Below are 13,387 nucleotides of genomic sequence, written 5' to 3'. Positions count from 1 at the left end.
CGACCGCCAGGGCCGTCGGGCCGGACCTCCAGGTCGTGGCGGCGTGGCGGGCGGACGAGGCGCGCCGTGTCGGCGCGCTGCAGATGCTGACCCCGCCCACGTCTCGGTAGGTTCGGAGGCGTGACGAGCTCCCCCGCCGGTCCGCGCCGCCGTCCCGCGAAGACCCCCGCCCGCACGAGCCCCGCGTCGTCGTCCGCCACCCCCCGGTCGACGGCCCCTGCCACGACTGCAGCAGCACCCGAGCCGGCGCCGGCCCCCGCCGCCGTCCCCGTCGCGCAGGTCGTCGTCGGCCCGCCGATCGGCCGGATCCCGGTGGTCGACGTCTTCCCGGTCGCCGAGGCGGGCCGGTTCCCGGCCAAGGCCGTGGTGGGCGAGGCGTTCCCGGTGCGCGCCACGGTGTTCCGCGAGGGGCACGACGCGGTCGCCGCGACCGCGGTGCTGCTCGACCCGGACGGTCGCGTGCACCAGTGCGCGCCGATGGTCGACGTCGCCCCCGGCCTCGACCGGTACGAGGCGCGCCTGCAGCCGGACCGCACGGGGCTGTGGTCGTTCCGCGTCGAGGGCTGGTCGGACCCGTACGCGACGTGGGCGCACGACGCGTCGATCAAGGTCGAGGCCGGCATCGACGTCGAGCTCATGCTCGCGGAGGGCGCCCGGCTGCTCGCGCGCGCGGCGGACCGCGCCGGCGAGGACGCGATGAGCGAGCACGGCGCCCAGACGCTGCGTGAGGCCGTCGCGGCCCTGCGGGACACGCACCGCTTCCCCGGCGAGCGGCTCGCGTGGGCGCTGTCGCCCCACGTGCGCGAGGCGCTCGCGCGCGAGCCCCTGCGCGACCAGGTGAGCGCGTCGCCCGAGTACCCCCTGGTGGTGGACCGCCCGCTCGCGCTGTACGGGTCCTGGTACGAGCTGTTCCCGCGCTCGCACGGCGCGGTGTGGGACGACCGCGCGCAGGAGTGGCGCTCGGGGACGCTGCGCACCGCGGCCGAGCAGATCCCGCGCATCGCCGCGATGGGCTTCGACGTGGTCTACCTGACGCCGGTGCACCCCATCGGCGTGACGAACCGCAAGGGCCGCAACAACTCGCTGGGCGCGCTGCCGGGAGACCCCGGCTCGCCCTACGCGATCGGCTCGAAGGACGGCGGGCACGACGCGATCGAGCCGACGCTCGGGACGTTCGACGACTTCGACGCGTTCGTCGCCCGTGCGCGCGAGCACGGCATGGAGGTCGCGCTCGACATCGCGTTGCAGTGCTCGCCGGACCACCCGTGGGTCGCCGAGCACCCGGAGTGGTTCACGACGCGCGTCGACGGGTCGATCGCGTACGCGGAGAACCCGCCGAAGAAGTACCAGGACATCTACCCGCTGAACTTCGACAACGACCCCGCGGGGCTGTACGCCGAGGTCCGACGCGTGCTGCAGGTGTGGATCGACCACGGCGTGACGCTGTTCCGGGTGGACAACCCGCACACGAAGCCGCTCGACTTCTGGCAGTGGCTGCTCGCCGACGTGGCGAAGGACCACCCGGACGTCATCTTCCTGTCCGAGGCGTTCACGCGGCCCGCGATGATGCAGACGCTCGCGAAGGTGGGGTTCCACCAGTCGTACACGTACTTCACGTGGCGGCACACGAAGTCCGAGGTGAGCGAGTACCTCGCGGAGGTCTCGGGCGACCAGGGCGCGTGGATGCGCCCGGCGTTCTGGCCGACGACGCACGACATCCTGCCGCCCTACCTGCAGGGCGCGGGCGGGCAGACGTGGGCGGTGCGCGCGGTCCTGGCGGCGTTCGGCTCGCCGACCTGGGGCATCTACTCGGGCTACGAGCTGCTCGAGAACGTGCCGCGGCCGGGTGCGGACGAGCAGATCGACAACGAGAAGTACGAGCTCAAGCCGCGCGACTGGTCGCTCGCGGACCACCTGGGCATCGCCGACCTGCTCGCCCGGCTGAACCAGATCCGACGCGAGCACCCGGCGCTGCAGCAGCTGCGCAACCTGCGCGTGCACCCGACGTCCGACGACGCGACGGTCGCGTTCTCCCGGCACCTCGCGGCGGAGCACTCGCCGACGGGCCGCGCGTCGACCGTCGTCGTCGTGGTGTCGCTCGACCCGTGGAACGTGCGCGAGGGCATGGTCGACCTCGACCTCGCGGCGTTCGGCCTCCCGCCGCACGGTCCGGTCGCCGCGCACGACGTGCTGCGTGACGAGCACTACGAGTGGGGCCCTCAGGTGTACGTGCGGATCGACCCGGCGGAGCGCCCCGCGCACGTCGTCGTGCTGGAGCACGCGTGAGGCCCGCGACGAGCGCGGGCGGCGAGCACGCCGCGCAGCCGCCCGCGGCGCACCTGCCGCGCGTACGCGAGCCCGCACCGACCACGTCGCAGATCCGGCTGCCGGCGGGCCGCCAGCCCGCGGTCCCGCCCGTCGGCGAGGAGGGGCTGCTCGACGACCCCGACTGGTACCGGACCGCGGTGTTCTACGAGGTGATGCTCCGCAGCTTCTCCGACTCGACCGGGAGCGGCACGGGTGACCTGCGCGGGCTGATCAACCGGCTCGACTACCTCCAGTGGCTGGGTGTCGACTGCCTGTGGCTGCCGCCGTTCTACCCGAGCCCCATGCGGGACGGCGGGTACGACGTCGCGGACTACACCGCGGTGGCGAGCCAGTACGGCACGCTGGAGGAGTTCGCCGAGCTCGTGCGCGAGGCGCACCGGCGCGGCATGCGCGTCGTCGTCGACCTCGTGATGAACCACACGAGCGACGCGCACCCGTGGTTCCAGGCGTCCAGGAGCGACCCGGAGGGCCCGTACGGGGACTTCTACGTGTGGTCCGACGACAACACGCGCTACCCCGACGCGCGCATCATCTTCGTCGACACCGAGACGTCCAACTGGACGTTCGACCCCGTGCGCCGGCAGTACTTCTGGCACCGGTTCTTCAGCCACCAGCCCGACCTGAACTTCGAGAACCCGCGGGTGCGCGAGGCGATGCTCGACGTCGCGCGGTTCTGGCTGGGGCTCGGCATCGACGGCTTCCGGCTGGACGCCGTGCCGTACCTCTTCGAGGCCGAGGGCACCAACTGCGAGAACCTGCCCGAGACCCACGCGTTCCTGCGCACGGTGCGCGCGATGATCGACGAGGAGTTCCCGGGCCGGATCATGCTGGCCGAGGCGAACCAGTGGCCCGAGGACGTCGTGCACTACTTCGGCACCGAGGAGGAGCCGGAGTGCCACATGTGCTTCCACTTCCCGGTGATGCCGCGGATCTACTACGCGATGCGTGACCAGCGGGCGACGTCGATCGTCGACATCCTCGCGGACACGCCGCCGATCCCCGACAACGGCGCCCAGTGGAGCACGTTCCTGCGCAACCACGACGAGCTCACGCTCGAGATGGTCTCGACCGAGGAACGCGCGTCGATGTACGGCTGGTTCGCACCCGACTCGCGGATGCGCGCCAACGTCGGGATCCGCCGCCGCCTGGCGCCGCTGCTCGACAACTCGCGCAAGGAGATCGAGCTCGCGCACGCGCTGCTGCTGAGCCTGCCCGGCAGCCCGTGCCTGTACTACGGCGACGAGATCGGCATGGGCGACAACATCTGGCTCCCGGACCGCGACGCGGTGCGCACGCCGATGCAGTGGACGCCGGACCGCAACGCGGGCTTCTCGGTGGCCGATCCGGGCAAGCTCAACCTCCCGTTGGTGCAGTCGCTCGTGTACCACTACGGGCACACCAACGTGGAGGCGCAGCTCGCGCAGCCGACGAGCCTGCTGCACTGGGTCCGCGGCATGCTCACGGTGCGCAAGCAGCACCCCGCGATGGGGCTGGGCGACTTCCGGGTCGTCGCGAACGACAACGACTCGGTGCTGACGTTCACGAGGACGTCGGCGCAGGAGACCGTGCTGGTGGTCGCCAACCTCGCGGCCACGGCGCGCTCGACGACCGTCACGCTGCCGGGCCACGCGAACGCCGAGCTGCACGACGTGTTCGGCGGCGCGTCGTTCGGGACGCTCGACCCGAGCGGCTCGGCCCGGTTCACGCTCGGCTCGCGCGAGTTCTTCTGGCTCAGCGTGACGCCCGGCCCGGCCTGGACGCTCTGACGTGCTGACCGCACAGGCCCCGACGCCCGCCGACCAGCGGCTGCTCGCGACGATCGCCGCGGACCTGCCAGGGCGGCGGTGGTTCCCCGTCAAGGGCGCGTCCGCCGACCTCACCGTGCACGCGGTGGTCCCGCTGGTGGACCCGCAGGGCGCGGCGGACGTGCGGGTGCTCCTGGTCGCGGCGCGCACGGCGGGCACCGGGTCGCTCCTGCAGGTCCCGCTGGTCGTCGTGGCCGGCGACGACGAGGCGGGCGCGCCGCTGGGCGACGGTCGCACGGTGCTCGACGGCGCGGCGCACCCGGCGTTCCTGCGCGCGTGGTTCGCGGTCGCCGACGGCCCGGGTGGCGCACCGGCGCACGTGGACCTCACGCACGTGCAGGCGATCACGGGCGAGCAGTCCAACTCGTCCGTCGTGCTCGGCGCACCGGACGACCCGGGCCGCGCGATCCTCAAGGTCGTCCGGACGCTCCAGCACGGCGAGAACCCGGACGTCGAGGTGCCGCGCGCGCTGGTCGAGCAGGGGTACACCGGTGTGCCGGCTCCGCTCGCGTGGCTGCGCGCGCGGTGGCCGGACGTCGCGACCGGCGAGGTGGGTGCGGGGTACCTCGGGGTCGCGGCGGCGTTCGTCGCGGGGGCGCGCGACGGGTTCGAGCTCGCGTGCGAGCTCGCGGGCAGCGGCTCGCCGTTCGCGGCGCACGCGCACGCCCTGGGTGAGGCCACGGCGCGCATGCACGCGGCGCTCGCGAGCGCGTTCCCGACCGTCGCGGACCCGGACGGTCCCGACCGGCTCGCGCGCGCGCTCCTCGACCGGTACGCGTGGGCCCGGGCCGCGACGCCCGCGGTGGAGCCGTACCACGCGGGCGTCGTCCGCACGGCGGACGAGGTGCGCGCCCTGCGCTCGACGCCCCCGCGCCAGCGGGTGCACGGCGACCTGCACCTGGGGCAGGTGCTGCACGGCCCCCACGGCTGGCTGGTGCTCGACTTCGAGGGTGAGCCGCTCGCGCCGCTCGAGGCGCGCACGCGCCCGGACCTCGCGGTGCGGGACGTGGCCGGGCTGCTGCGCTCGTTCGACTACGCCGCCGCGGTGGGCGGCGCGACCGGCGACGCCGCGCAGCGCTGGGTCACGGCGGCGCGTGAGGCGCTGCTCGCGGGGTACGCGCAGGCGTCGCCGCCGTCGTCGCTCGAGCCGGGGGACGCCGCGCTCCTGACCCGGGCGCTCGAGCTCGACAAGACGCTGTACGAGGCGGTGTACGAGGCGCGCAACCGTCCGACCTGGCTGCCCATCCCGCTGGCGGGCCTGGACCGGCTCGCGGGCTGACGGTCCCCCGCCCGTCAGGCCGGGGCCACGACCTCGGCGGGCTCGAGCACCATGCGCGTGCCGCGCCGCCGGGGAGCGAGCTCGGCCTGCAGCACGAGCGCGGCCGCGCCGAGCGCGGCGGCCTCGGGTGCGTGGGACGAGATCGCGACGCGCACCCCGTGGCTGCCGCGTGCGAAGAACGACCGCGAGAGCCGCTCCTGGATCACGGGCAGGTAGAGCGAGCCGGCGATCGCGAACGACGGCCCGGTGAGGACCACGTGCGCGAGGTCGAGCACGTTCGCGAGGGTCTGCGCCGCGACCGCGAGGTACTGCGCGGAACGCTCGAGCAGCGCCATGGCGTCGGCCTCGCCGCGTGCGGCGGCGCGGGCGATCTGCGCGAAGTCCTCGGACACGCCGCGGCCGGCGAGCTCGAAGCCCTGCTCGCGCGCCTGCGCGACGACGGCCGCGGGCCCGGCGAGCGCCTCGACGCAGCCCGCGCTGCCGCACCAGCACACCGGGCCGTCGAGCGCGACGCAGATGTGCCCCACCTCGCCCGCGTTGGAGCTGGTCCCGCGGTACACCGTGCCGTCGACGAGGATGCCCGCGCCGATCCCGGTGCCCATGTAGAGCGCGGCGAACGCGCTGCCCGTGGGCACGCCGCCGGACCAGTACTCGCCGATCGCGGCGGCGGTCGCGTCGTTGTCGAGCAGCACGGGCAGCCCGACGGCCTCCTCGAGCGCGGCGGCGAGCGGGAACTCGGTCCAGGCCTGCATGACGGGCGGGGTGAGCGTCATGCCGGTGGACGCGGCGATGGGCCCGGGTGAGACGACGCCGAGGCCGAGGATGCGCTCGGGGGCGACGCCCGTGCGCGCGACGGTCGCGCGGATCTCGGCGGCGATGCGCGCGACGACCTCGCGGGGGTCGTCGGACCCGGCGCCGGGGCGCCGCCAGCGGGCGACGACGGACCCGCCGAGGTTGGCGATCACGTAGGTGATGCCCGCGTGGTCGAGGTGCACGCCGACGGCGAACCGCGCGTAGGGGTCGAGCTCGAGCAGCATGCGTGGCTTGCCGCCGGTCGACTCGGCGCGCCCGACCTCGACGACGAGGCCGTCGTCGATGAGGCGGCGCACGACCGTCGAGACGGTGGCCCCCGTGAGCCCGGAGACCCGGGTGAGCTCGACGCGCGAGACGGTGCCCGCGGCGCGGATCAGGTCGAGGATCGCGGACCTGCTGCTCGCGTGCGCGGCGCCGATGCCCTCCTGGGTGCTGCTCACGACCCTCCTGTCGTCGCCCGGCTCACGGCCGGGTCCGCGGCCCATGGTAACGATCCGGCCACCACCGTCCGGGACCGCACCCGGCGCGTTGACTTACTTTGTTCACCGGTCTAAGAATGTCACCCGGAGCGGGGTCGGAAGGTCCCGTTTGGGCGACGATGCCCTCCACCCACGGCCGGCACGCCGACGTGCCGGGACGACGAGAGGATCACCGATGTTCCCTCACCACCGACGGCGCCGGCTGCTGGGCCTCGCGGCCGCGAGCACCGTCCTGGCCCTCACCGCGGCGTGCTCCGGGGGCTCCGACGACCCCCCCGGCGACTCGACGCCCGACGCGGACGCGACCCCCTCCGGCGCCATCACGGTGCTCACCTGGCGCACGGACCTCGTCGAGGACGGCACGTTCGACGAGTACGTCACGCAGTTCAAGGCGAAGTACCCCGACGTCACGGACGTGAAGATCGAGGGCATCACCGACTACGAGGGCGAGGTGAAGACGCGCATGAACACCGACAGCTACGGCGACGTGCTCGCGATCCCCGGCTCGGTGACCCCCGACCAGCTGGGCGACTTCTTCGAGCCCCTCGGCGACTTCGACGAGCTGTCGAAGGAGTACCGCTGGATCGCCGACAAGACGTTCGAGGGGAGGTCCTACGGCATCCCGGTCGTGGGCAACGTCCAGGGCATCGTCTACAACACGAAGGTCTGGGAGGCGGCCGGCGTCACCGACTTCCCGACGACGACGCAGGAGTTCCTCGCCGACTTGCAGGCGATCAAGGACAAGGGCATCAAGGTCGCGCCGCTGTACACCAACTACAAGGACAGCTGGCCGCTGACGCAGTGGGACGGCGCGCGCGGCGCGGTCACCGCGAACCCGGACTACGTCAACGAGATGACGCAGACCGACACGCCGTGGACCGACGAGTCCGACTCGGGGGTGATCGACGGGCTGATCTACGACGTCGTCGCCCAGGGCCTGACGGAGGCGGACCCGACGACCACCAACTGGGAGCAGTCCAAGCAGCTCCTCGGCACGGGCGAGGTCGCGACCATGGTGCTCGGCTCGTGGGCGATCCCGCAGATGCAGGCCGCGGCGGAGGCCGCCGGGGCGAGCGCCGACGACATCGGCTACATGCCGTTCCCCGCGCAGGTCGACGGGAAGTTCCACGCGGTGGCGGGCGGTGACTACAACCTCGGCATCAACGTGCACTCGAAGAACAAGGTCACGGCCCGCGCCTGGATCGACTGGTTCAACCACGAGTCGGGCTTCTCGGAGTCGCAGGTGGGCCTGTCGCCCATGATCGACGGGACGGTGCCCGCGGCCCTCCAGGACTTCGTCGACGAGGTCGAGCTCATCACCATGAACCCGGCGCCGGAGGGCAAGGAGTCGCTCTTCGCGGACATCGACACGGCGTCCGGCATCGTGACGACCGACCCGAAGTACCGCCAGAAGATCGTCGACGACGCCCGCTCGGGCGCACGCACCAAGCAGCAGGTGTTCGACGACCTCAACGCCGCGTGGGCCGAGGGCCGCGCGGAGGCCGGCGCCTGAGGACCCGCCCCGTGACCACCGCTGACACGGGCCTGCAGGGCCCGACGACGGCGGCCGCCGTAGCCGGCCGCGCCCCCGGGAGCTCCTCCCCGGGCGGCGCGGCCGCGCCCGGGCGGCGCCGGCGCCGCCGGTCGACGCCCTACCTGTTCCTGCTCGTACCGGTGGCGCTGCTCCTGCTGCTGACGTACGTCCCGGTCGTGAACATGGTCTGGTACTCGTTCACCGACTGGGACGGGCTCGACAAGACCAAGGAGCTCGTCGGGTTCGACAACTACACCGAGGTGTTCACGGACCCCGAGAACCTGCACGTGTTCTACGTGTCCCTGTACTACTTCGCGGCGTCGTTCGTGCAGATGGTGCTCGCGCTGTACTTCGCGACGATCCTGTCGTTCCGGATCCGGTTCAAGAACCTGTGGAAGGGCATCCTGTTCTTCCCGTACCTCATCAACGGCGTCGCGATCGGCCTGATCTTCCTCAACTTCCTGCGCCCCGAGGGCGGGCTCGACACGGTGCTGATGTCGCTCGGCCTGGAGTCGCTCGTCCACCAGTGGACGGGTGACCCGGACATCGCGAACGCGACGCTCGCGAGCGTGTCGGTGTGGCGGTACATGGGGCTGAACTTCGTGATGTTCCTGGGCGCCATCCAGTCGATCAACGCCGAGGTCTACGAGGCCGCGGAGATCGACGGCGCGAGCCGCTGGCACGAGTTCTGGTACATCATCCTGCCGTCCATCCGGCCGATCGTCGGCCTGTCCCTGATCCTCGCGATCTCGGGCTCGCTGTCCGTGTTCGAGATCCCGAAGGTGATGACCGACGGCGGCAACGGCACGGAGACGTTCGTGATGCGCACGGTGTGGATGGCGTTCAACCGCAACATGGTGGGCCTCGCGTCCGCGATGGCGGTCGTCCTGCTGCTCGTCGTGCTGGTCGTCACGTGGGTCCAGCGCAAGGTGCTCCCCGACGACGAGGTGGACCTCACATGACCCGTACCCTCACCGCCGGCCTCGCGAGCACCGCGAAGTACGTGTCCCTGGTGCTCGCGGCCCTCGTGATGCTCCTGCCGCTCGTGCTGATCGTCATGGGCTCGTTCAAGACCAACCAGGAGTTCCTCGCGACCGGCCCGTTCACGGCCCCCGAGAGCTGGACCGACCTGTCCAACTACGCGACCGCGTTCACACGCGGCGGCATGGCCCGCGGCTTCGTCAACACCGTGCTGATCTTCGCGGTGGCGATCGTCGGGACCATCCTCATCGGCGCGGCGACCGCGTACGCGCTCGACCGGTTCCGGTTCGTCGGCCGCCGCGGCGTGCTCAACCTGTTCCTGCTCGCGACGCTCGTCCCGGGCGTGACCACGCAGGTCGCGACGTTCCAGATCATCAACTGGCTCGGCCTCTACGACAGCCAGGCCGCGCTGATCCTGCTGTTCATGGGCACGGACATCATCTCGATCTACATCTTCCTGCAGTTCGTGCGGAGCATCCCGCGCTCGCTCGACGAGGCCGCGACGATCGACGGCGCGGGCCACCTGCGCATCTTCTTCCGGATCATCCTGCCCAACCTCAAGCCGGCGATCGCGACGGTCGTCATCATCAAGGGGATCGGGATCTACAACGAGTTCTTCCTGCCGTTCCTGTACATCACCGACCCCGAGAAGCGCCCCATCTCGACCGCACTGTTCGCGTTCAAGGGACCATTCGGCTCGCAGTGGGAGGTCATCTGCGCGGGCGTCGTCATCACGATCGTGCCGATCCTCGTCCTGTTCCTGTTCCTGCAGCGGTTCATCTACAACGGCTTCACCTCGGGAGCGACCAAGTAGCCCGCGACGACGAGACCTGGACCCGCTCACCGCGTACCACCCGGAGCACACTCATGACCTTCACCGACCTCGCCGACGGCTGGCTGCTGACCGCCACGGCGGGCACGCCCGGCGACCTCGACCCGGCGCTGGCGGCCGCCCTGGCCGCGGGCGTCCCCGCCGCCGTCCCCGGCACCAGCCACACGGCGCTGCTCGACGCGGGCCTGATCCCGGACCCGTACCTCGACCGGAACGAGGAGGCGCTCGCGTGGATGCGGCACGTCGACTGGCGCTACGAGCGCCCGCTCGACGAGCCCGCGGCCGCGCACGACGAGCGCGTCGACCTCGCGTTCGACGGCATCGACACGGTCGCGACGACCTCGCTCGTCGTCGCGGGCGACGCCCACGTGCTCGGCCGCACCGCCAACCAGCACCGCTCCTACCGGTTCGACGTGCGCGCGCTGGTCGGCCGCGCCGGCACGACGCTGCGGGTCGACCTCGCCTCGGCCCTGCACCACGCCGAGGCCGAGGAGGCCCGCCTGGGGCACCGACCCCTCGCGTACCCGCAGCCGTTCAACATGGTGCGCAAGATGGCGTGCTCGTTCGGCTGGGACTGGGGGCCGGACCTGCAGACCGCGGGCCTGTGGCGGCCCGTGCGCGTCGAGCGGTGGCGCGTCGCGCGGCTCGCGCAGGTGCGGCCGGTGGTCACGCTCGCCGCGGACGGCACCGGCCGGGCCGAGCTGCACGTCACGGTCGAACGCTCCGGGCTGCCCGGCGGCGACGCGCCGCTGACGGTGCGGGCGCAGGTCGCGGACGTCGTCGTCACCACACCGGTCGCGCCCGGGGAGAGCACGGCGACGCTCGTCGTCGAGGTCCCCAATGCGCCCGTCTGGTGGCCCGTGGGCCACGGCGACCAGCCGCTCGTCGACGCGAGCGTCACCCTCACGACGGCCGACCACGGCGAGCTCGGCCGCTGGCACCGGCGGCTGGGCTTCCGGGACGTGCGGCTCGACCGCGGCCGCGACGAGCACGGCACGCGGTTCACGCTCGTCGTGAACGGCCGTCCGGTGTTCGTGCGCGGCGCGAACTGGATCCCCGACGACCACCTGCTCACGCGCATCACGCGCGAGCGACTCGAGCGCCGCGTGGACCAGGCGCTCGGTGCGCACCTCAACCTGCTGCGGGTGTGGGGCGGCGGCATCTACGAGTCGGACGACTTCTACGACGTGTGCGACGAGCGTGGCGTGCTCGTCTGGCAGGACTTCCTGCTCGCGTGCGCGGCGTACCCGGAGGAGTCCCCGCTGCTCGAGGAGATCGAGGCCGAGGCGCGCGAGAACGTCGTGCGCCTCGCGTCGCACGCGAGCCTCGTGCTGTGGAACGGCGGCAACGAGAACCTCTGGGGGCACGAGGACTGGGGCTGGAAGGACGAGCTCGGCGGCCGCACGTGGGGCCTGCGGTACGCCACGGAGCTGTTCCCGGCGCTCGTCGCCGAGCTCGACCCGGCACGTCCGTACGCGGACAACAGCCCGTACTCCCCCGGCTTCGCGCCCGACGTGGTGCACCCGTGCGACCCGGACCACGGCACGCACCACCAGTGGGAGGTGTGGAACCGCGTCGACTACACGCACTACCGCGACGACGTGCCGCGGTTCTGCTCGGAGTTCGGCTTCCAGGGCCCGCCCACGTGGGCGACGCTCGAGCGCGCGGTGCGCGACGAGCACGGCGCGCTCGTCGTCGACAAGGAGCACCCCACGTTCCTGGCGCACCAGAAGGCGGAGGACGGCAACGGCAAGCTCGACCGCGGCCTCGCGCCGCACCTGGGCGTCCCCGACGCGTTCGCGGACTGGCACTGGGCGACGCAGCTCAACCAGGCGCGCGCGGTCGCGTACGCCACGACGCACCACCGCTCGTGGTGGCCGCGCACCGCCGGGTCGGTCGTGTGGCAGCTCAACGACTGCTGGCCCGTGACGTCGTGGGCCGCCGTCGACGGCGACGAGCGCGTCAAGCCGCTGTGGTGGGCGCTGCGGCACGCCAACGCGCCGCGTCTGCTCACCGTGCAGGAGCGCGACGGCGCCCCCGTGGTCGCGGTGGTCAACGACACGGCGGACGCGTGGACCGGGCGGCTGGCGGTCTCGCGGCAGACGTTCGACGGCGACGAGCGCGCGTCCGCGACCCTCGCGGTCGACGTGCCGCCGCGCGAGGTGCGCATCCTGCCGCTGCCCGACGACGCCGCGCGCCCGCAGGACGTCGCGCGTGAGGCGCTCGTCGTGCGGCTCGACGACGCGTCGAGCGTGCACCTGCTCGCCGAGGACGTGGCGCTCGACCTCGACCCCGACCCGCTGTCCGCGAGCGCCACGCCCGTGCCCGGCGGGTACGCGGTCACGGTCACCGCGCGCTCGCTCGCGCGCGACGTGACGGTGCTCGTGGACCGGCTCGACCCGGCGGCGACGGTCGACGACGCGCTCGTCGACCTCCCCGCGGGCGCGAGCGTCACGTTCCACGTCCGCACGGACGCGGTGCTCGACCCCGACGCGCTGACCTCGCCGCCCGTGCTGCGCAGCGCCAACGACGTCGTCGTCCGCGCGGCCCGTCCGGCGGTGGCGTCCGGTGCCCCCGCCGCCGGACGCTGAGGGCCGGCACGGCGCCGCCGGCCCCGGTCGGGCCGGTGCCCGCCGCTAGGCTCTCGACCGTGACGCACGCGGACGCCGTCGGGCTCGTGCTGGCGCGGCCTGCGCGCCTGCTCGGCATCGAGCCGTTCTTCGCCGAGCTCATCTCGGGCATCGAGGAACGGCTGTCGACGGAGGGCCGTTCGCTGCTGCTGCACGTCGTGCCGGACCACGAGGCGGAGATCGCCGCGTACCGACGCTGGGCGTCGGGCGGGGTGGACGCGGTCGTCGTCGTCAACGTGGCGCTCGTCGACCAGCGCCTCGAGGTGCTCGCCGAGCTGGGCATCCCGACGGTGGTCGTCGGTGGGCCGACGCGCGACCTGCCGTTCTCCCACGTGTGGATCGACAACGCGCGCGCGATGCGTGACGCCGTCGCGCACCTCGCGGCCCTCGGGCACGAGCGGCTCGCGCGCGTGTCCGGTCCCGCGACGCTCGCCCACACGCAGGCGCGCACCGACGCCTTCGTCGCGGAGTGCGAGCGGCTCGGCGTGCAGGGGGTCGTGGTCGAGGGCGACTACCTCGAGGAGTCCGGTACGCGCGCTACGCGCTCGCTGCTGGGCCGCGGCTCCCCGCCGTCGGCGATCGTGTACGACAACGACGTGATGGCCGTCGCCGGCCTCCAGGTCGCGGGCGAGATGGGCGTACCGGTCCCCGAGCGGCTCTCGCTGCTCGCGTGGGACGACTCCGCGCTGTGCCGGCTCGCGCACCC

9 protein-coding genes are annotated in these 13,387 nt (G+C 72.9%); 8 read left to right on the top strand and 1 reads right to left on the bottom strand.

The features are described from left to right. Positions 1 to 120: 120 nt before the first annotated feature. The 3 genes from CUD01_RS04250 to CUD01_RS04240 are packed head-to-tail and all read left to right on the top strand — an operon-like array spanning position 121 to position 5,412. Positions 121 to 2,286, top strand: coding sequence for an alpha-1,4-glucan--maltose-1-phosphate maltosyltransferase (locus tag CUD01_RS04250; protein WP_141318992.1), 2,166 nt, complete (start codon positions 121 to 123; stop codon positions 2,284 to 2,286). A gap of 53 nt (positions 2,287 to 2,339) precedes the next feature. After that, complete coding sequence (gene treS / locus CUD01_RS04245; protein WP_141319059.1) at positions 2,340 to 4,094, top strand: maltose alpha-D-glucosyltransferase; 1,755 nt, start codon at positions 2,340 to 2,342, stop codon at positions 4,092 to 4,094. A gap of 1 nt (position 4,095) precedes the next feature. After that, a complete protein-coding gene (locus CUD01_RS04240) occupies positions 4,096 to 5,412 on the top strand; it encodes a maltokinase N-terminal cap-like domain-containing protein (protein WP_141318990.1) in 1,317 nt (438 codons plus the stop codon). A 14-nt stretch (positions 5,413 to 5,426) separates the two neighbouring features. Here the strand turns inward: CUD01_RS04240 and CUD01_RS04235 are convergent, their stop codons facing one another. Beyond that, complete coding sequence (locus CUD01_RS04235) at positions 5,427 to 6,665, bottom strand: ROK family transcriptional regulator (protein WP_094179463.1); 1,239 nt, start codon at positions 6,663 to 6,665, stop codon at positions 5,427 to 5,429. Positions 6,666 to 6,879: 214 nt separating this feature from the next. On the opposite strand from CUD01_RS04235, the gene CUD01_RS04230 reads away from it, so the two are divergent. The 5 genes from CUD01_RS04230 to CUD01_RS04210 form a co-directional block, all read left to right on the top strand. Next, complete coding sequence (locus tag CUD01_RS04230) at positions 6,880 to 8,217, top strand: ABC transporter substrate-binding protein (RefSeq protein WP_141318988.1); 1,338 nt, start codon at positions 6,880 to 6,882, stop codon at positions 8,215 to 8,217. 11 nt (positions 8,218 to 8,228) lie between these two features. After that, entirely contained in the window at positions 8,229 to 9,200 is a 972-nt protein-coding gene (locus CUD01_RS04225) for a carbohydrate ABC transporter permease (RefSeq protein WP_094182040.1), read from the top strand. After that, complete coding sequence (locus CUD01_RS04220) at positions 9,197 to 10,033, top strand: carbohydrate ABC transporter permease (RefSeq protein ID WP_141318986.1); 837 nt, start codon at positions 9,197 to 9,199, stop codon at positions 10,031 to 10,033. Before CUD01_RS04225 ends, CUD01_RS04220 begins: the two co-directional genes overlap by 4 nt. A 53-nt stretch (positions 10,034 to 10,086) precedes the next feature. Beyond that, positions 10,087 to 12,642, top strand: a complete 2,556-nt coding sequence (locus tag CUD01_RS04215; RefSeq protein ID WP_141318984.1) for a glycosyl hydrolase 2 galactose-binding domain-containing protein — start codon at positions 10,087 to 10,089, stop codon at positions 12,640 to 12,642. 59 nt (positions 12,643 to 12,701) lie between these two features. Continuing rightward, a partial coding sequence (locus tag CUD01_RS04210; RefSeq protein ID WP_244937651.1) for a LacI family DNA-binding transcriptional regulator occupies positions 12,702 to 13,387 on the top strand: 686 nt, incomplete at its 3' end.

The sequence above is a fragment of the Cellulomonas uda genome, from assembly GCF_006538705.1.
GTDB classification, from domain to species: Bacteria; Actinomycetota; Actinomycetes; order Actinomycetales; family Cellulomonadaceae; genus Cellulomonas; species Cellulomonas uda.
The sequence above is the reverse complement of the archived record's forward strand: the minus strand, read 5'-3'. Positions and strand labels throughout refer to the sequence as shown.

Excerpts from the sequence above, each read along its gene's own strand:
- CUD01_RS04230 (WP_141318988.1), top strand. The coding sequence starts at position 6,880 with ATGTTCCCTCACCACCGACGGCGCCGGCTGCTGGGCCTCGCGGCCGCG.
- CUD01_RS04220 (WP_141318986.1), top strand. The coding sequence starts at position 9,197 with ATGACCCGTACCCTCACCGCCGGCCTCGCGAGCACCGCGAAGTACGTG.
- CUD01_RS04215 (WP_141318984.1), top strand. The coding sequence starts at position 10,087 with ATGACCTTCACCGACCTCGCCGACGGCTGGCTGCTGACCGCCACGGCG.